This is a genomic window from Achromobacter spanius, from assembly GCF_002812705.1.
GTDB lineage: Bacteria > Pseudomonadota > Gammaproteobacteria > Burkholderiales > Burkholderiaceae_B > Achromobacter > Achromobacter spanius.
On sequence record NZ_CP025030.1, the window covers coordinates 4,454,129 to 4,471,507 of the forward strand.

The window sequence follows — 17,379 nt, forward strand, 5'->3', positions numbered from 1 at the left end:
CCCTAAGGATGCCGACCATGCGCACCCGCCCTGTCCTGCTTCGATTCCTGCCCGGCCTGCCGGTGTTGACGCTGCTGTTGGCCGGCTGCGGCCAGGACAGTACGCCGTTCTACCAGGGGTATGTGGAAGGCGACTACGTGTATGTGGCCTCGTCCGAAGCCGGCCGCCTGGATGCGCTGGCCGTCAAACGCGGGCAGCAGGTCAGCGCCGACGCGGCGCTGTTTACGCTGGAGGCCACGCGCGAACGCGCCGCCCGCGACGAGGCCAGCGCGCAATTGGCGGCGGCCACCGCGCAATTGGAAGACATCGCCACCGGCAAGCGGCCGGCGGAAATCGACGTCAGCCGCGCCCAACTGGCGCAAGCCGAGGCCGCCAGCCGGCGCTCGGCTGCGCAACTGCAACGCGATACGGCGCAGTTCCGCATCGGCGGCATTGCGCGCGCGCAGTTGGACGACAGCCGTGGACAGGCGCAGTCGGACGCCGCCCGCGTGCGCGAACTGCGCGCCCAACTGGAAGTGGCCAACCTGCCCGGCCGCGACGACCAGCGACGCGCGCAGGCTGCCCAAGTCGCCGTCGCGCGCGCCGCGCTGGCGCAGGCGGAATGGACCTTGGCGCAAAAGCAGTTGGGCGCGCCGGCCGCGGGCCGAGTGTTCGACACGATGTACCGCGTGGGCGAATGGGTGCCCGCGGGCAGCCCCGTGGTCAGCCTGCTGCCGCCCGGCAATGTGAAGGTGCGCTTCTTCGTGCCCGAAACCGTGGTGGGCACACTGAAGACCGGCCAGACGGCCACGCTGCGCTGCGACGGCTGCGGCGACCCCATCCCCGTGCATATCGACTACGTGTCTGACCAGGCCGAATACACCCCGCCCGTCATCTACAGCCGCGAAAGCCGCAGCAAGCTGGTCTACATGGTGGAAGCGCGCCCCGCGCCGGAGGCCGCCGCGCGGCTGCATCCCGGGCAGCCGGTCGAGGCGACGCTGCAATGAACGCGGCCACCACCCCCGATACGCAAAACGGCGCGCCCGCCCCCGGCAAGGCCGTGATTGACGTGCGCGGCCTGAACAAGCGCTTTGGCGACAAGCATGTGGTCAACGACGTATCGCTGCGCGTTCAAGAAGGCGAGATCTTCGGCTTTCTTGGCCCCAACGGCAGCGGCAAGACCACCTGCATCCGCTTGATGTGCGGCCTGTTGACGCCGGATTCCGGCAGCGGCACCTGCCTGGGCTACGACATTGTTCAAGACAGCGCCCAGATCAAGCGCCATGTGGGCTACATGACGCAGAAGTTCTCGTACTGGGATGACCTGACCATCCGCGAAAACCTGGACTTTGTGGCGCGCATGTACGGCATGCCGCAACGCCGCCAGACCGTGGACCGTGCGCTGGAAGACCTGGGCCTGCACACCCGCGCCAACCAGTTGACGGGGTCGTTGTCGGGCGGCTGGAAGCAGCGCATGGCGCTGGCCGCCTGCCTGCTGCACGAACCGCGCCTGCTGCTGCTGGACGAACCCACGGCGGGCGTGGACCCGACCGCGCGGCGCGACTTCTGGGAGCAACTGCATGAGCTGGCCGCGCGCGGCATCTCGGTGTTGGTCAGCACGCACTACATGGACGAAGCCGAACGCTGCCACAAGCTGGCGTACATCTCGTACGGCAAGCTGCTGACGCAAGGCACGGCCGAACAGGTGATTGCCGAACAGCGCCTGTCCACGTTTGCCATTCACGGCCACAACCTGGTGCCGCTGGGCCAGCGCCTGCGCAGCGCGCCGGGCGTGGACCAGACCGTGGCGTTCGGGTCGGCGCTGCATGTCAGCGGCCAAGACGCGGATCTGCTGGAACGCACCTTGCGCGAGGCCATCCGTGGCCAGGACCTGCGCCTGGAGCGCATCGACACCAGCCTGGAAGACGTCTTCATCTACCTGATGAACCGGTCCACCGACAACTTCGCGAGCCCCCCATGATGCGCGCCATGCAAGGCTTTTCCTGGGCGCGCTGGTGGAGCATGGTGCTGAAGGAATTTCTGCAACTGCGCCGCGACCGCATCACCTTCGGCATGATCGTGGGCCTGCCCATCATGCAGTTGGCGCTGTTCGGCTACGCCATCAACACCGACCCCAAGCAGATGCCCACGGCCGTCATCACGGCCGATCACAGCCCGTTCACGCGCAGCTTCATCGCGGCGATGAAATCGTCCGACTACTTCCACATCACCGAAGAGCTGGACAACGAAGAAGCCGGCCGCGCCGCGCTCGCGCAAGGCCGCGTGCTGTTCGTGGTGACGATTCCGCCGGACTTTTCGCGCCGGCTGTTGCGCGGCGAACGCCCCGCCCTGTTGATCGAGGCGGACGCCACCGACCCCATGGCCACCGGCATGGCGATTGGCGCGGCCACGCAATTGACGCAAGCCGTGGCGCAGAAAGACCTGACCGGGCCACTGGCCGGGTTGGCGGGCGGGCAGCCGCCCTTTGATGTGCGTGTGCACCAGCTCTACAACGAAGAGCAGATCTCGCAATACAACACGGTGCCCGGCCTGATGGGCGTGATCTTGACGATGACATTGGTGATGATGACGGGCCTGGCCATGACGCGCGAACGCGAGCGCGGCACGATGGAAAACCTGCTGTCGATGCCGGTGCGCCCGCTAGAGGTCATGACCGGCAAGATCGTGCCCTACATCGCCATCGGGCTGATCCAGGCCACCATCATCCTGCTGGCCGCGCATTTCGTTTTTCATGTGCCTATCCTGGGCAGCCTGTTGTCCGTGTACCTGGCGGCGCTGCTGTTCGTGGCGGCGAACCTGACGGTGGGCATCACGCTGTCGTCGCTGGCGCAGAACCAGTTGCAGGCCATGCAGCTGACCATGTTTTATTTCCTGCCCAACATGCTGCTGTCCGGGTTCATGTTCCCGTTTCAGGGCATGCCGATGTGGGCGCAATACCTGGGCAACCTGCTGCCGCTGACGCACTTCAACCGGCTGATACGCGGCATCCTGCTCAAGGGCAACGGCTGGTGGGACCTGTGGCCCAGCATCTGGCCGCTGATGCTGTTCACCGCGGTCGTCATGACCGCCGCCGTGAAGTTCTATCGCCGAACCCTGGATTGACGCGCCATGCCACGCCTTGCCTTAACGCCTATCTACTCTTGCGCCGCCTTTGTCCGCCTGGCCTTGGCCCGAGCTGCCGCACCGCACCGCTGTGTCGGGCGCCGGGGCGTCGGGCGCCGCTGCGCCGCAATGCTGGCGATCGGCCTGCCAGCCCTGATCACGGGCTGCGCGGTCGGGCCCGACTTCAAGACACCCCCAGCGCCAGACGCCACGTCCTACACGGGGCAAGACGATGCCACCACGCCCCCTGGCGCGCAGCGCTTGCAAGCGGGCGTCGACATTCCCGCGCAATGGTGGCGGCTGTTCCAGTCGGACGCGCTGGATCAACTGGTGCGCCAGGCGCTGGAAGCCAGCCCCACGCTGGCCCAGGCGCGCGCCAAGCTGCGCCAGGCCAGCGAGGACCTGGACGCAGAAACTGGCGGCCGCCTGTTGCCGTCGGTGGACGCCGACCTGTCCGCCAAGCGGCAGAAGGTGGACCCTTCCGCCTACGGCGTGCCGGTGGCGGAATTGCCGCCGCCTTTCACGCTCTACAACGCCTCGATCAACGTGTCCTACACGCTGGACGTGTTCGGCGGCAACCGACGGGCGCTGGAAGGCATGGCGGCGCAGGTGGATTATCAGGCGCACGAATTGCAGGCCGCGCGCATGTCACTGGCCGCCAATGTGGTCACGGCCGCCATCCGCCAGGCCGACCTGTCCGAACGGTTGGCCGCCACCCGCGACCTGCTGGCCGCGCAAATACGCCAGCAAGACATCATGCGGCAGCGCGTGGCGGCGGGCGGCGTCGCACAGGCCGACCTGAGCAACCAGGAACTGCTGGTGGCCCAGACCCGCGCCGCGCTGCCGCCGCTGGAAAAGCAGTTGTCGCAGACCACGCATCAGTTGGCGGTGTACCTGGGCTTGCCGCCCGCCGCGCTGCGCACGCCGCCCCTGCGCCTGGCCGACCTGACCTTGCCCGCCGACATTCCCACCGGCGTGCCCTCGGCATTAACGCGCCAGCGTCCGGACATCCTGGCCGCCGAGGCGCTGTGGCATCAGGCGTCGGCCGACGTGGGCGTAGCCGCCGCCAACCAGTACCCACAGTTCACGCTGACGGGCAGCTTTGGCTCGCAGCGCACGAGCGCGGGCGATTTGTCCGACGGCGTGAACGTGTGGAGCTTGGGGCTGGGGCTGGTGCAGCCACTGTTTCGCGGGGGTGAACTGCGGGCGCGCAAGCGTTCCGCCGAAGCGGCCTACGAGGCGGCCGCCGCCGCCTACCAGCAAACGGTGCTGGACGGGTTCCGCCAGGTGGCCGACGCCCTGCGCGCGGTGCAGACCGATGCCGACAGCTACGCCGCCTATGACGACGCCTGGCGCCGCGCGACGGACGCCGAACGCATCGCGCAAGGCCGTTTCCAGGCAGGCGGCATCAGCCACCAAAGCCTGCTGGACAGCCAGCGCCAGTTACTGCAAACGCGGATTGCGCGCACCGAGGCGGATGCGGCCCGCTATGCCGACACCGCGGCGCTGTTGCAGGCCTTGGGCGGCGGTTGGTGGAACGAGCCCGCCGCCACGCCGGCCACGGTCCCACCAACCGGGTCGGCGCCCGTCGCGGCAAGCCCCTAGCCTGTCCCCCGCGTTCAACCGCGTGTCAGGGTTGTGACGGCTTGCCTTGATTCAAACATTGTTCGATAACCCGCCCATATTTCACGGTGATAGGCCGCCTGCAATCATGTCTGAGAATTCGGGTACGAAAGTGTCGTTGAGCGGGGTAAGGGAAGCCGCCGTTTCGTAGGATCATGCAAGGGCTCAAGCTGCACAGATCACTACGATTTCATGAATGACCTACTAGACCTGATCGTCTTCTCTCCCGATCCCGACCAACGCGTGCGCCGCAGCGACGCACTGGCCGAGATGGGATTCTCGCCACGCCGGTGCGAGGACTCCAATGGCCTGTTCCGCCTGTTCCAGGCGCGCCGCACGCCATTGCTAGTGATGGAGGCCGACCTTACCGATCTCTGCATGGCCGTCGCAGGTCTGCGCGCCATGGACACGACTGCGGGCATCATCGCCGTGTCCAACTTTGATTCGCCCGAAAACCGCATTCTTGGCCTGCATTGCGGCGCCGACGCCTGCTTTCAGCATGACGTGGCCACGGCGGAAATCGCCGCCGCCTTACAAGCGCTGGTGCGCCGCGTACCGGCAACGGGCCGTCGCCCCCCAGCCATGCCCGAGGCCGACGTGCGTGCCAGCGCCGTGACGCAGGCAGTAGAAGTCGCGGGCAAATGGCAATTCCACGACGCTGCCTGGACGCTGGTCAGCCCGCAAGGCACCCGCGTGTCGCTCACCCTGGCGGAACGCGAATTCCTGCTGAAGCTGACCACATCGACCGACAAGCGCCTGCCGCGCGGCGATTCGTCCGGCGCCGACGCGCAGGCCGGCCGTGAATCCGTCCGACGCACCGATGTCGTGGTCAGCCGCCTTCGGCGCAAGGCGCAGGACCTGAACGTGGAGCTGCCGATCCGCACCGTCTGGGGTTGGGGCTACGCCTTCACCGGCGAGATCTGACGACGGCTGGCGGGCGTATCATGCGTAGCGGGGCCGACGTCAGACATCCCACGTCCGGCGCCCGTTGTTCGCCTACCCCCTTGTTCCCTACGCTGCCGCCACCGATATGGAAGTCTTCGAACGCCTGCAAGCGCTGCTTGCCCAGCACCACGCGCGCCACCGCCTGATCAACCATCCCGCCGCCGGCCGCTCGGTGGAAGTGGCCGCCATCCGGGGCACCGAAGTCAGCCAGGGCGCCAAGGCGCTGGTCTGCCGCGTGAAGATCTCGTCGAACGTGCGCAGAAACGTGCTGGCCGTTTTCCCCGCCGACAAGCAGGCCGACCTGGACGCCATTGCGCGCGCTGCGGGCGGCAAAAAGGCGTCGCTGGCCTCGCAGGAACTGGCGCGCGAACTCACCGGCTGCGAAATTGGCGCCATCCCGCCGTTTTCCTTCAACCCGGACCTGCATCTGCTAGTGGACCCCAGCCTGCGCACGCGCCACGATGAAATCGTGTTCAACGCCGGACGGCTGGACGCGTCCATCCTGCTGAACACGGAAGACTACTTCCGGCTGGCGGCGCCCGAAGAAGCGCCGCTGATCAAGGCCTGACCCCACCCCAGCCCCCCACCGCCATGAAGCCCGCCGTGTTCCGCTCCAAGATCGCACGCGGCGCCAACATGCGCTGGCTGATGAACCTGGCGCACATGGAGCCGTCACCCGTCAGCCGTTGGGTGGCGCTGCGGGCGGCGCTGGCCATCGGCCTGCCGACGGCCGTGGGCTTGGCGCTTGAGCAAAGCGGGCCCGCCGCGCTAGTCGCGCTGGGCGCGCTGCCCGCCATCACCGGCGACAACGGCGGCCCTTACCGCAACCGGGCGCTGTCCATCGGCTGCACCGTGCTCGGCGGCGCGCTGGGCTATTTGCTGGGCAATCTGGTGGCCGGACTCGGGCTGTGGACGGCGGCCGCGATGACGGTGCTGGTGCTCGTCGCCAGCCTGGTGGGCACCTTCAACAACATCGCGGCGGTCGCCACGCTGCAATTCGCGGTGTACGTCATCGTGGGTTCCAGCCTGACGTCCACCCTGCCGCCCTGGCTGCCGTCGGTGCTGGTGGGCATGGGCGGGCTGTTCGGTCTGGCGCTGACCCTGGTGGGCTGGGTGGTGCACCCGATTGCCCCCGAACGCGCCGCCGTCGCGCTGGTCTACCGCAAGCTGGCCGCCCTGCTTGCCGCCATCGGTACATCACGCACCATGGTGGCCCGGCGCGACATGGAAGCGGCAATGACCACCGCCTACGACACGGTGTTGGCGGCCCGTGGCCGCGCGGCCGGGCCGTCGCCACGCCTGGCCCGCCTGGTGGCGCAACTCCAGGCCTGCACGCCGCTGGCCAATACCGCGCTGGCGCTGGCCCGCGCCGGCCGAGTCCTGCCGCCGGCCTGCGCGCGCGTCATGAACCATCTGGCCGACCGTGTGGAACACGATCAAACCCCCGCCCCCGGCGACGACATCGCGGCCCTGCGCCAAGCCGGCATGCCGGAACTGGCGGATGCCCTGGCGCAAGCCGAACCCTTGCTGACTGGCGCCAAGACGCCCGACGCCGATCCCATTGCCCCGCTTGCGCCGGTGCCTCCGCGCACGCCGTGGCGGGTGCTTGCACGCACCTACCGCCCTGGTCCGACCACCGTGCGCTACCTGATCCGGCTGGGGCTATGCCTGATCGCCGCGGAGGCCGTGGCGCTGGCCGCGTCACTGCCGCGTTCGTATTGGGTGCCCTTGATTGTGGTGGTGATCTTCAAGCCGAATTTCGGCTCGGTGTTCGCGCGGGCGCTGCAAAGCTGCGGCGGCAGCGTGGTGGGCGTGGCCATCAGCGCCACCGTGCTGGCGGTGGACCAGAACGGCATCGCCAGCGTGCTGACGGTGGCGGCGCTGGCGGCCTTGCTGCCCTGGTCCATCCGCCGTAACTATGGGCTGTTTTCCGCCATCCTCGTCCCCATCCTGATGCTGCTGATCGGAGCCTTGCAGCCCGGCACCTGGGCCATCGCGCTGGCGCGCCTGCTTGATGTCGGCGTCGCGGCCGGCATCGTGCTGCTGGTGGGTTATCTGCCGTGGATCCGCATCGAGCGCAATAACCTGGATCACGCCGTCGCCACCGCGATGGACACGCTGGCCGCTTACGTCAACACCGTGTTCCAGGCGGACCCCGCCAAGCGCCACGCCCTGCGCGCCCGTGCCTATGCAAGCCTGTCGGACTTGCGCATCGCGCTACAGCGCGGCCTGTCCGAGCCGCGTTTGGTCAGCCGCCGCGCATTGGCCTGGTGGCCGGTGGAAGTGGCGCTGGAGCGCGTGGCCAACGCCGTGTCGGATACGGCATGGTCACTGCCTGCCGACCAAGCCACGCCAACCGCTGGCGAGGTCGGGCAACTGGCGCACGCCTTGCACGCCCTGAGCGTCGCGGTGGAGCAAGGCGCGGCCCCGCCTGTCGCGGCCGTTGCCGCCCCCTCACCCGCGCTGGCCGACGTGGCCGCCGAAATCGAAAACTTGCGCGCTGTGCTGGCCGGCCCGGAATTTGCCGCCGCGCCCCTCGCCGCCTTGCCCAAGCGCCGCTCCGCCCATCCCCTTACCCCTCCACCCAACCAGGTCTGAACCATGTGTCTTGCCGTATTGGCCCTGCACGCCTTGCCGGGCATTCCCGTCCTGATCGCCGCCAACCGCGACGAATTCCACGCGCGCCCCACGCTTCCGGCCGCGCAATGGGCCGATGCGCCCGGCCTGTACGCGGGGCGCGACGGGCTTGCCGGCGGCACCTGGATGGGCGTGACGGCGCAAGGGCGCTTTGCGCTGGTCACCAACTTCCGCGAACCGGGCAGGTACCTGGCCCCCGCCCCGTCGCGCGGCGCGCTGGTCGAGGACTATCTGCGCGGCAACGACTCGCCGCAGGCGTACCTGGCCCGCACGCATGAATCGGATCAGGCGTACAACGGCTTCAACCTGATCGTGGGCGACACCCGTCAGGCCTGGTACCTGAGCAACCGCGACGGCCCGCCGCGCCCGCTTGCGCCCGGCATCTATGCCCTGTCCAACCATTTGCTGGACACGCCCTGGCCCAAACTGGCCCGCACCAAGACGGCGTTTACCGAGGTGCTGGGCCGAACGCCGCAACCCGACCTGCCCGCGCTGTTCGACGCACTGGCGGACCGGCAGACCGCCACGGACGAGGACATGCCCGCCACAGGCCTGCCCCCCGACCGCGAAAGGCTGTTGAGCAGCCCGTTCATCGTCAGCCCCGACTACGGCACGCGCAGCTCCAGCGTGCTGGTGCTGCGCGAGGGTGGCGCGGGCCAATTGGACGAACGGCGCTTTGCGCCCGACGGCATGATCAGCGGTGAAAGCCGGCTGGCATTTTCCTGGCAAGCGTGAAAGCGCGGGGATATGCTGGGTGACGCGACGGGCAGAAAGGCAGCGGCAGAATCACGGCTACGGAAACAAACGGTTGAGCTCCGAGACGCCCCGCCGCGAACTCCGTGCCGTCGCCCGGGTCGAAGCTCAATCATCCACCTCTGGAGAATCAGATGAACAAACGCATTGAACGCTGCACCCTGTCCGCCATGATGGCCTTGGGCAGCATGGCCATCGCCGGCGTGCTGTCCACCGCGCAAGCGGCGTTGCCGCCGGTCAAGCACCAGGGCTCGGTGCAATATGTCAGCGGCGGCATCGGCATCGATGAATCCGAAGCCATGAAGGCCGCCGCGAAAGACTATCCGCTGGCGCTGACTTTCGCGGCACAGCGCGACGGCACGGCCGACTATGTGGCCAGCGTCGCCGTCACCATCCTCGACGCACAAGGCAAGGAGGTCTTGAAGGCGACGTCCGAAGGCCCTTACATGCTGGTCAAGCTGCCTGCGGGCAGCTACAAGATTTCAGCGACGTTTGAGGGCAAGACACAGGAACGCGCAATGACTGTGCAAGGCACCGGCACCGCGCGCGCCGTTTTTGAATGGAAGTGACGCTGGGGCTTGAGCTCCAGCGGTTGATATCCAGGGGCTTGATTCCCAAGGGTTTGATTCCAGGGGCTTGTTTCCCTTAGACCCCGGAAAACAGGATGGCGATCACGAAGCCCACGCTGATCGCCCAGACCAGCGATCGCAGCGCGCCCCAGCCCGCCACGTACATGGCCAGATAGCCCAGCCGCACGCCTATCCAGCAGGCCATCAGCGTGGCCACATGGGCGGGCGGCGCCTGCGTGTACAGCGCAAACAACACCGCCGCGAAGAAGAACGGCAGCGCTTCAAAGGCATTGATCTGCGCTGCATTAGCGCGCGCGCGCCATCCTTCCTGGCGGGCAAGCCATGCGCGCGGGTCATTGTTGTCGAACTTGTTGCCCCCCGCCTTGGCGATGATTGTCGACACCAACGGCAGCAACGCCGCTGCCAACATCAACCACGCGATCATTTTCATACTGGCTCCTGGAGCGCCGCCCAAAGTTGGGCCGGACAGGGTGACGGGCATTTGGCCGCCGCTGCGGCATGGTCGCCTGAAAGCGTCGAAATGAAAAGCCTGGCGCGTGGGTAGAGCAGGCATGCGCGCTTACACTTTGCGGTCCGAATTTCCGCGCCCGCTTGCTTTATGACCTTGTTCAGCCCCTGGCCCGCTCTATTCCTTGCTGCCGCCCTGCTTTGGCTGCCCGCCACCCGGCGTTGGGCGCTGGCGCCGTTGGCGATCGCGTGGGGATGGGCTTGGGCTGATGGGGTCATTGATCCCGTGGCATTCGCCGCGCCGGCGCTACTGGTCCTTGCGGCGGCCTGGGTGCGTCCCGGCTCGGGCGACGCCGCGCGCGCGGCCGGTCACGTCTTGTTCCTGCCGGTGGCTGGCGCGCTCTTCCTGCATCTGGCGCCGGGCTTTCACAACCCGCTGGTGATTGCGCCCGCGCCGCTAACGGCGGACGCGGTGGCGTTTGGCATGTATCTGAACCTGGACAAGCCGCTGGTTGCGTTCTGGGTGGTCTTGGCCTTGGCGCCGCCCATGGCGGGCGCCGACCTGCGCCGCACCTTGCTGGCGGCCGTGCTGGCTTGTGGCGCGGCGGTGCTGGCCTGCCTGGGTATTGCGCTGGCGATGGGTGTGGTGGGCTGGGCGCCCAAGTGGCCGGACTCGGGCTGGATCTGGCTCATCAACAATGCGTTGCTGGTCACGCTGGCAGAAGAAGCGTTGTTTCGCGGCTATGTGCAGCAGCAGTTGGCCGCGCGCTGGCGGCATCATGCCTGGGGCGCGTGGGCCGCGCTGGGCGTGGCCGCCATCCTGTTCGGGCTGGCGCATTTCGCGGGCGGCTGGCAATGGATGCTGCTGGCCGCTATCGCCGGCGCCGCCTATGGCGTGGCCTACCGCCATGGCGGACTAGCGGCCGCGGTGCTGGCGCATTTGGGGCTGAACGCCGCGCACTTCGGTTTGTTCACCTACCCGATGCGCGCGGTGTTCTAGTGCGGCGTTTCAGGGCTGACGTTCTAGTGCGCGGCCCCGTCGCCGTGTTGCAGCACGGCGGACGGCTTACGCCAGCGCCGGGTAGTCCGTGTACCCCAGCGCGCCCTGCGCGTAGAACATGGACGGCACCGGCGTGTTCAGCTCGGCGTTCAATTCAAACCGGCGTTCCAGGTCGGGGTTGGCGATGTAGGGCACGCCAAACGCCACCGCGTCGGCACGGCCGGCGTTGATGGCGGCTTCGGCGGATTCCCGCGTGTAGCCCTCGTTAGCGATGTAGACGCCGCCAAAGGCCGCCTTCAGGCGCGGGCCCAGGCTGTCTTCGGCTTCATGTTCGCGCACGCAGATAAAGGCGATGCCGCGCTTGCCGAGTTCGCTGGCCACGTACAAGAAGGTGGTGGCCAGATCGGAATCGCCCATGGTGTGGATATCGCCGCGCGGCGACAGGTGCACGCCCACGCGGTCGGCGCCCCAGACGGCCACGCACGCATCCACCACTTCCAGCAGCAGGCGGGCGCGGTTTTCCAGCGATCCGCCGTATTGGTCGGTGCGCTGGTTGGTGCTGTCTTGCAGGAACTGGTCCAGCAGATAGCCGTTGGCGGCGTGCACTTCAACGCCGTCGAAACCCGCTTCCATGGCCATTTGCGCACCATGACGGTAAGCCTCGACCACGCCGGGCAGCTCGGCCGTTTCCAGCGCGCGCGGAGTGACGTAGGCGCGCTTGGGGCGCACATGGCTGACATGGCCGCCGGCCGCGATGGCGCTGGGCGCAACGGGCAGTTCGCCGTTCAGGAAGATGGGGTCGGAAATGCGGCCCACGTGCCAAAGCTGGGCCGCGATCAGGCCGCCTTTTTCGTGCACGGCCGCGGTCACTTTGCGCCAGCCCTTCACTTGCTCGGTGGACCACAGGCCGGGGGTGTCGGCGTAGCCCACGCCTTGCGGGGTCACGGCGGTGGCTTCGGTCAAGATCAGGCCCGCGCCGGCGCGCTGGGTGTAGTACTCGACCATCAAGTCGTTGGGCACGCGGCCTTCGCTGGCGCGCTGGCGCGTCAAGGGGGCCATGACGAGGCGGTTGCGCAGCGTCAGCGCGCCAACGCGCAGGGGTTCAAACAGGGTGCTCATGCAAAGTCCTTCCGCCCCGGGGTGATGGGGCGCGGTGCGCAGCGGCATACAGCGTGGCGTGGCTTGGCACACGCCTGCCAGCTGACTACATATCCTGGTTCAACTGCCGCAGGAACGCGGCAATCGTGGCTTCATTGCGACGGAAAAAGACCCACTGCCCCACCTTGGTCGACGTAATCAGGCCCGCGCGTTGCAAGACGGCCAGGTGCGAAGACACGGTTGACTGCGACAGGCCGCAGCGGTCATCGATATGGCCCGCGCACACCCCATGTTCAAAGGAGTGGCCCGGACGTTCCTCGAAATACGCATGCGGCGTCTTCAGCCACGCAAGGATGTCACGCCGCACCGGATTGGCCAGCGCCTTGATGATGGCGTCGGTATCAATTCCGGGTTCTGCGCCGGTCTGATCGGAGGACGAAGCGGAAGCGGAGAGGGTCATATTGGTATATCGCAATTTATCGAATCTTAAATCGAAAGTATTCGATATGTGGTCATGCCCCTTCGGGCGGCGGGGTTTTGCCTAGTCGCCTTGCACCCGGCCACGCAGGCGCTTGACCTCGCCGTGCAGGACTTTGCGTTGCACGCGGCGGCGTTGGGAAGATCTCGTGGGCTTGGTGGCGCGGCGCGGTTTGTCTACCTGGATGGCGGCGCGCACCATCGCCACCAGCCGTTCAATGGCTTCGGCCCGGTTTTTTTCCTGGCTGCGAAACGACTGCGACTTGATGACGATAACGCCCTCTTTCGAGATGCGGTGATCGCTCAGCGCGCACACGGCGTCCTGCACTTCGGGCGGCAGGCGCGAGGCCCGCACGTCAAAGCGCAGATGGACGGCGCTGGACACCTTGTTGACGTTCTGGCCGCCCGCGCCCTGGGCGCGGATCATGCTGAACGTCAGGTCGCGTTCGTCGATATACAGGGAATCTTGGACATGAAACATAGGGCGGGAGTCTATACCAAGTAAAATAATCCGCTTTTGCCCGATTTTCGCGGCACCTCCGGCCGCCAGCAACCTTATGACCTACTCCGCCAAAGAAATATTCAAGACCCTGCAAGGCGAAGGCGCCCACGCAGGCCGCGCGGCGGTATTTTGCCGGTTTGCGGGCTGTAACCTCTGGACCGGCCGCGAAAGCGACCGCGCCAGCGCCGCCTGCACGTTCTGCGACACCGACTTCATCGGCACCGATGGCGAAGGCGGCGGCAAGTTCGCCACGGCGGACCTCTTGGCCGACACCATCGCCACCACCTGGGGACCGGGCACGCAAGACCGCTACGTGGTCTTCACGGGCGGCGAACCCCTGCTGCAACTGGACGCGGCGCTGCTCACCGCCATCCATGCGCGCGGCTTCACCGTGGCCATCGAAACCAACGGCACCGTCAAGCCGCCTGCGGGTATCGACTGGATCTGCGTCAGCCCCAAGGGCACGGCGCCGCTGGTCATCGAACGCGGCGACGAGCTGAAGCTGGTCTACCCGCAACTGAACGCCTTGCCCGAGACCTTCGCGCACCTGGATTTCGAGCACTTTTTCCTGCAACCCATGGACGGCCCCGCGCGCGTGGCCAATACCGAGCGTGCCGTTCAGTACTGTATGCAGCATCCGCAATGGCGGCTGAGTTTGCAGACCCACAAATACATAGGCATTCCATGATGACCCCCCACGCGCGGCGGACCGCGCGATGATTTCCGTCACCCGCAGGCTGGAATTCGACGCCGGCCACCGTATCCCCGATCACCGCAGCCAATGCCGCAACCTGCATGGCCACCGCTATGTGCTTGAAATCACCCTGACCGGCGACGTGGTGCAAGCCCCTGGCGAGTCCGACAACGGCATGTTGATGGACTTTTCCGAGATCAAGCACATCGCCAAGACCCACATCGTGGACGTCTGGGACCATGCTTTCCTGGTGTACGAAGGCGACGCCGCCGTGCGCGGCTTTTTGGACACTCTGCCCGACCACAAGACCGTCGTGCTGGACCGCATTCCCACGGCGGAAAACCTGGCCAAGATCGTGTTCGACACGCTGGCCCCGCACTACCACGGCCACTACGGCGCCGACCTGCGCCTGTCCCGCGTGCGCCTGTATGAAACCCCGAATTGCTGGGCGGACTGCAACGGTTGAGGATTGGCGGTGGTTCGATGGGTTACGCGCGATCAACGGATGGGTCCTTGCCACGGGTCTTTCGCGCTGCACCCATCCTACGAACGCTGCCGTCGACGGTAACGTCACCGTCTTGGCATAGACGATTCCGCCGTTCAGTCACCGCTGTCTGATGGGTTCGCGCGATCGGCTGTGGTGTTTTTTTCACCGGTCTTGCGCGTCACACCCATCCTACCCATGAAGAATTCCTATCGACCTATTCGACACATTCAATCATTAGTAAGCTAATAGATAGGATACAATCGATTCCATGAACACTCCTTCAGACTCCCAACTCATGGCAACCACCGCTCACCTGATGGTGTTGTCGCGCGCCTATCGCGGGGCAGCCGACAAGGCCTTGGCCGACTATGGCTTATCCCAAGCCACGGCCTGGCCGGTCATCCTTGCTGGACGCCTGGGTGACGGCGTGCGCCAGGGCGCGCTGGCCGAGGCGCTGGGCGTTGAAGGTCCGTCCCTGGTTCGCGTGCTTGATCAACTTGTCGCCGCCGGCCTGATGGAACGCCGCGAAGACGCGCATGATCGCCGCGCCAAAACCCTGCACCTGACCGACGCCGGCCACGCGCTGCGCGCACAGGTTGAAGACGTGCTGGTGGAACTGCGCCGGCGCTTGTTCAGCGGCGTCAGCGAAACCGATCTGCAAGCCTGCCTGCGCGTGTTCGACGCCTTGAATGTGTCCTTGGGACGCGGCGCGGCCAACGCGCAGCCACAGCAGCAACAGGACGACGCATCGTGAAATTGCCCAACGTCCGCGAAACCCTTTTTTCGCTCAAGAGCTACCTAAGCGCCATCATGGCGCTTTATCTGGCCTACAGCATGGGTTTGCCGCGTCCGTTCTGGGCGATGACCACCGCCTACGTCGTGGCGCAACCCTGGTCCGGCGCCGTGCGCTCCAAGGCGCTGTACCGCCTGGTGGGCACCTTTGCCGGCTCGGCCGCCACGGTCTACCTGGTGCCGCGCCTGTCGAATTCGCCCGTCGTCATGACCGCCGCCATGGTGCTGTGGGTGGGCGCCTGCCTGTATATGTCGGTGCTGGACCGCACGCCGCGGTCCTACCTGTTCATGCTGGCGGGTTACACCGCCGCCATGATCGGCTTTCCCAGCGTGACCGACCCGTCGTTGGTCTTCGACACCGCGCTTGCCCGGGTTGAGGAAATCACCCTGGGCATCGTCTGCGCCACCCTGGTCCACAGCATTGTGCTGCCGCGCGGGCTGGCGCCCGCCTTGACGCTGCAACTGGACAAAGCCGTGCGCGACGCCCGCAACTGGATGCACGACACGCTCAGCGGTAAAGCCGCCGAACAGCGCGACCGCGACCGCCGCGTGCTGGCCAACGACATCACCCAATTGCGGCTCTTGTCCACCCACGTGCCGTTCGACACCAGCAACCTGCGCTGGACGTCCGGCGCCGTGCGCGCCATGCAGGACCAGATTTCGGCGTTGACGCCGGCCGTATCTGCCGTGGAAGACCGCCTGCGGGCGCTTCAGGCCAATGACCAGCCGCTGCCCGAACCCGTATCCGCGCTGCTGAACGATATTTCGGAATGGATCAATGCCGGCGCCCAGGCTTCGCACGACACCGCCGTGCAACTGCGCGCCGCCGTCTCGCGGCTGACGCCAGCCATCGATAGCCATTCCACCTGGCGCGACGCGCTTCTGGCCAGCCTGATGACGCGGCTGCGCGAGCTGATCGACACCTATGACGAATGCCTGGCGCTGCGCCGCGAGATCCATGCCGGCCTGGCAGGCGCGCCGCGAAGGGCTTCGGCACACAAGGCCCACGCTGCCCGCGATCCCAACGCCGCGCTGCACCGCGACCATGGCATGGCGCTGCTGTCGGCGCTGGCCGCGGGCGTGGCCATTTCGGTGTGCTGCGCGTTCTGGATCGGCACGGCCTGGAGCAACGGCGCCACCGCTGCGTTGATGGCCGCCATCTTCAGTTGCTTCTTTGCGTCGCAAGACAATCCCGTGCCGGGCATCATGCAGTTCCTGACGTACACGGTGTATTCGATTCCGCTGTCGGCCCTGTATCTGCTGGGCATCATGCCCGCCATCCATTCCTTTGAAATGCTGGCCCTGGCGATGCTGCCCACCGCCTTCGTGCTGGGCATTTTCATTGCGCGGCCCGCCAGCACCGGCAAGGGCATGGCGATGCTGTTCGGCTTTCTGGGCACCATGGCGCTGCAAGACACCCACACCGCCGACGTCGTGTCCTTCATCGACACGCAGGTGGCCCAGTGCATGGGCGTGGCCACCGCCGCCATCATCGCCGCCGTGTTCCGCACCGTCAGCGCCGACTGGAGCGCCCGCCGCATCCAGGCCGCCAACTGGAAAGAACTGGCGACGCTGGCCGCCTCGCCGCGCGCGCCCTCGCGCCATACCTACACCGCCCGCATGCTGGATCGCATCGGCCTGTTGCAGCCGCGCCTGGCGCTGTCACAGCGGCCCGATGACCTGGTGGCCGCGGACGCACTGAAAGACCTGCGCGTGGGCCGCGACATTACCGAATTGCAGCGCGCCCGCCGTCATCTGCCGATGGCCGATGCCACGATCCAGCCCGTGTTGAACAGCCTGGCGCAGTTCTTCCGCGCGCGCTCCGCGTGGCGCGTCGGAGAAAAGACGCCCGAGTTCCTGGCGCAGATCGACCGCGCGCTGTCCAGCGTGGCCGCCACGCCGCAAGGTCTGGCCGCCCGCGACCGCGCGGTGGTGGCGCTGGTGGGCATCCGCCGCGCTTTCTTTCCCGACGCCCCCGACTACCAACCCGCCCATCCCGCCATGGAGGGCCACGCATCATGATCGGTGAATTCAATCTGTACGGCATTTACTTCCCCTGGCTGCTGGTACTGGGCGTCGTCACGCTCGGCGTGGCCTGGGCATTGCGCCGCGTGCTGGCGCGCGTCGGCCTGTACCGCCTGGTGTGGCATCCCGCGCTGTTTGATCTGGCGCTGTTCGTGGTGCTGCTGTATGGCGTGTCCCTGATTTCCCCATATTTTTTACAGAGATAGG

Annotated in this window: 19 protein-coding genes; 15 read left to right on the top strand and 4 right to left on the bottom strand. The window is 66.8% G+C overall.

Going from position 1 to position 17,379, the window contains the following annotated elements; all coding sequences use genetic code 11:
* Positions 1-17 precede the first annotated feature (17 nt).
* The 9 genes from CVS48_RS20065 (at position 18) to CVS48_RS20105 (ending at position 9,629) form a co-directional block, all read left to right on the top strand.
* Positions 18-986 carry an HlyD family secretion protein gene (locus CVS48_RS20065; RefSeq protein WP_100855971.1) on the top strand — a complete coding sequence of 323 codons (969 nt, stop codon included), beginning with the start codon at positions 18-20 and terminating at the stop codon, positions 984-986.
* On the top strand, positions 983-1,960 hold the full coding sequence (locus tag CVS48_RS20070) for an ABC transporter ATP-binding protein (protein WP_100855972.1): 978 nt from the start codon (positions 983-985) through the stop codon (positions 1,958-1,960). Before CVS48_RS20065 ends, CVS48_RS20070 begins: the two co-directional genes overlap by 4 nt.
* On the top strand, positions 1,957-3,102 hold the full coding sequence (locus CVS48_RS20075) for an ABC transporter permease (protein ID WP_100855973.1): 1,146 nt from the start codon (positions 1,957-1,959) through the stop codon (positions 3,100-3,102). The genes CVS48_RS20070 and CVS48_RS20075 overlap by 4 nt, the downstream gene beginning before the upstream one ends.
* A 129-nt stretch (positions 3,103-3,231) precedes the next feature.
* On the top strand, positions 3,232-4,707 hold the full coding sequence (locus CVS48_RS20080; protein WP_100855974.1) for an efflux transporter outer membrane subunit: 1,476 nt from the start codon (positions 3,232-3,234) through the stop codon (positions 4,705-4,707).
* Positions 4,708-4,917: 210 nt separating this feature from the next.
* Complete coding sequence (locus CVS48_RS20085; protein ID WP_100855975.1) at positions 4,918-5,649, top strand: response regulator transcription factor; 732 nt, start codon at positions 4,918-4,920, stop codon at positions 5,647-5,649.
* 106 nt (positions 5,650-5,755) lie between these two features.
* Complete coding sequence (locus tag CVS48_RS20090) at positions 5,756-6,238, top strand: YbaK/prolyl-tRNA synthetase associated domain-containing protein (protein ID WP_100857768.1); 483 nt, start codon at positions 5,756-5,758, stop codon at positions 6,236-6,238.
* Between the two features lie 35 nt (positions 6,239-6,273).
* Entirely contained in the window at positions 6,274-8,268 is a 1,995-nt protein-coding gene (locus CVS48_RS29790) for an FUSC family protein (RefSeq protein WP_272868273.1), read from the top strand.
* 3 nt (positions 8,269-8,271) lie between these two features.
* Entirely contained in the window at positions 8,272-9,042 is a 771-nt protein-coding gene (locus tag CVS48_RS20100; RefSeq protein WP_100855976.1) for an NRDE family protein, read from the top strand.
* Between the two features lie 152 nt (positions 9,043-9,194).
* The gene (locus tag CVS48_RS20105; protein WP_100855977.1) at positions 9,195-9,629 is read left to right on the top strand and encodes a carboxypeptidase-like regulatory domain-containing protein; all 435 of its coding nucleotides are present in this window, start codon (positions 9,195-9,197) and stop codon (positions 9,627-9,629) included.
* Positions 9,630-9,705: 76 nt separating this feature from the next.
* On the opposite strand, the gene CVS48_RS20110 is transcribed toward CVS48_RS20105, so the two are convergent.
* Positions 9,706-10,080 (bottom strand): MAPEG family protein, encoded by a 375-nt coding sequence (locus CVS48_RS20110; protein WP_100855978.1) that lies wholly within the window; start codon positions 10,078-10,080, stop codon positions 9,706-9,708.
* A 168-nt stretch (positions 10,081-10,248) separates the two neighbouring features.
* Between CVS48_RS20110 and CVS48_RS20115 the strand changes: the two genes are divergently transcribed.
* Complete coding sequence (locus CVS48_RS20115) at positions 10,249-11,097, top strand: CPBP family intramembrane glutamic endopeptidase (RefSeq protein ID WP_100855979.1); 849 nt, start codon at positions 10,249-10,251, stop codon at positions 11,095-11,097.
* A 66-nt stretch (positions 11,098-11,163) separates the two neighbouring features.
* Here CVS48_RS20115 and CVS48_RS20120 read toward each other — a convergent pair whose 3' ends face one another.
* The 3 genes from CVS48_RS20120 to arfB form a co-directional block, all read right to left on the bottom strand.
* Positions 11,164-12,216 (bottom strand): alkene reductase, encoded by a 1,053-nt coding sequence (locus tag CVS48_RS20120; protein ID WP_100855980.1) that lies wholly within the window; start codon positions 12,214-12,216, stop codon positions 11,164-11,166.
* 85 nt (positions 12,217-12,301) lie between these two features.
* Entirely contained in the window at positions 12,302-12,655 is a 354-nt protein-coding gene (locus CVS48_RS20125) for an ArsR/SmtB family transcription factor (protein WP_100855981.1), read from the bottom strand.
* 81 nt (positions 12,656-12,736) lie between these two features.
* Positions 12,737-13,153 (bottom strand): alternative ribosome rescue aminoacyl-tRNA hydrolase ArfB, encoded by a 417-nt coding sequence (gene arfB / locus CVS48_RS20130; RefSeq protein ID WP_100855982.1) that lies wholly within the window; start codon positions 13,151-13,153, stop codon positions 12,737-12,739.
* A gap of 76 nt (positions 13,154-13,229) precedes the next feature.
* On the opposite strand from arfB, the gene queE reads away from it, so the two are divergent.
* The 5 genes from queE to CVS48_RS20155 all read left to right on the top strand — a co-directional run bounded on the left by queE (position 13,230) and on the right by CVS48_RS20155 (position 17,378).
* Positions 13,230-13,862: a 7-carboxy-7-deazaguanine synthase gene (queE, locus tag CVS48_RS20135; RefSeq protein WP_050446994.1), complete on the top strand. Its 633-nt coding sequence runs from the start codon at positions 13,230-13,232 to the stop codon at positions 13,860-13,862.
* Positions 13,863-13,890: 28 nt separating this feature from the next.
* Positions 13,891-14,334 carry a 6-carboxytetrahydropterin synthase QueD gene (gene queD, locus CVS48_RS20140; protein ID WP_050446995.1) on the top strand — a complete coding sequence of 148 codons (444 nt, stop codon included), beginning with the start codon at positions 13,891-13,893 and terminating at the stop codon, positions 14,332-14,334.
* A 289-nt stretch (positions 14,335-14,623) separates the two neighbouring features.
* The gene (locus CVS48_RS20145; protein ID WP_100855983.1) at positions 14,624-15,109 is read left to right on the top strand and encodes a MarR family winged helix-turn-helix transcriptional regulator; all 486 of its coding nucleotides are present in this window, start codon (positions 14,624-14,626) and stop codon (positions 15,107-15,109) included.
* Positions 15,106-17,169, top strand: a complete 2,064-nt coding sequence (locus CVS48_RS20150; RefSeq protein WP_100855984.1) for an FUSC family protein — start codon at positions 15,106-15,108, stop codon at positions 17,167-17,169. Before CVS48_RS20145 ends, CVS48_RS20150 begins: the two co-directional genes overlap by 4 nt.
* Positions 17,166-17,378, top strand: coding sequence for a DUF1656 domain-containing protein (locus CVS48_RS20155; RefSeq protein ID WP_006219803.1), 213 nt, complete (start codon positions 17,166-17,168; stop codon positions 17,376-17,378). Before CVS48_RS20150 ends, CVS48_RS20155 begins: the two co-directional genes overlap by 4 nt.
* Position 17,379: the final 1 nt, after the last annotated feature.

Excerpts from the sequence above, each read along its gene's own strand:
- CVS48_RS20115 (WP_100855979.1), top strand. The coding sequence starts at position 10,249 with ATGACCTTGTTCAGCCCCTGGCCCGCTCTATTCCTTGCTGCCGCCCTG.
- CVS48_RS20145 (WP_100855983.1), top strand. The coding sequence starts at position 14,624 with ATGAACACTCCTTCAGACTCCCAACTCATGGCAACCACCGCTCACCTG.
- queD (WP_050446995.1), top strand. The coding sequence starts at position 13,891 with ATGATTTCCGTCACCCGCAGGCTGGAATTCGACGCCGGCCACCGTATC.
- queE (WP_050446994.1), top strand. The coding sequence starts at position 13,230 with ATGACCTACTCCGCCAAAGAAATATTCAAGACCCTGCAAGGCGAAGGC.
- CVS48_RS20155 (WP_006219803.1), top strand. The coding sequence starts at position 17,166 with ATGATCGGTGAATTCAATCTGTACGGCATTTACTTCCCCTGGCTGCTG.
- CVS48_RS20080 (WP_100855974.1), top strand. The coding sequence starts at position 3,232 with ATGCTGGCGATCGGCCTGCCAGCCCTGATCACGGGCTGCGCGGTCGGG.
- CVS48_RS20090 (WP_100857768.1), top strand. The coding sequence starts at position 5,756 with ATGGAAGTCTTCGAACGCCTGCAAGCGCTGCTTGCCCAGCACCACGCG.
- CVS48_RS20065 (WP_100855971.1), top strand. The coding sequence starts at position 18 with ATGCGCACCCGCCCTGTCCTGCTTCGATTCCTGCCCGGCCTGCCGGTG.
- CVS48_RS20105 (WP_100855977.1), top strand. The coding sequence starts at position 9,195 with ATGAACAAACGCATTGAACGCTGCACCCTGTCCGCCATGATGGCCTTG.
- CVS48_RS20125 (WP_100855981.1), bottom strand. The coding sequence starts at position 12,655 with ATGACCCTCTCCGCTTCCGCTTCGTCCTCCGATCAGACCGGCGCAGAA.
- CVS48_RS20120 (WP_100855980.1), bottom strand. The coding sequence starts at position 12,216 with ATGAGCACCCTGTTTGAACCCCTGCGCGTTGGCGCGCTGACGCTGCGC.
- CVS48_RS20070 (WP_100855972.1), top strand. The coding sequence starts at position 983 with ATGAACGCGGCCACCACCCCCGATACGCAAAACGGCGCGCCCGCCCCC.
- CVS48_RS20085 (WP_100855975.1), top strand. The coding sequence starts at position 4,918 with ATGAATGACCTACTAGACCTGATCGTCTTCTCTCCCGATCCCGACCAA.
- CVS48_RS20100 (WP_100855976.1), top strand. The coding sequence starts at position 8,272 with ATGTGTCTTGCCGTATTGGCCCTGCACGCCTTGCCGGGCATTCCCGTC.
- CVS48_RS20110 (WP_100855978.1), bottom strand. The coding sequence starts at position 10,080 with ATGAAAATGATCGCGTGGTTGATGTTGGCAGCGGCGTTGCTGCCGTTG.
- arfB (WP_100855982.1), bottom strand. The coding sequence starts at position 13,153 with ATGTTTCATGTCCAAGATTCCCTGTATATCGACGAACGCGACCTGACG.
- CVS48_RS20075 (WP_100855973.1), top strand. The coding sequence starts at position 1,957 with ATGATGCGCGCCATGCAAGGCTTTTCCTGGGCGCGCTGGTGGAGCATG.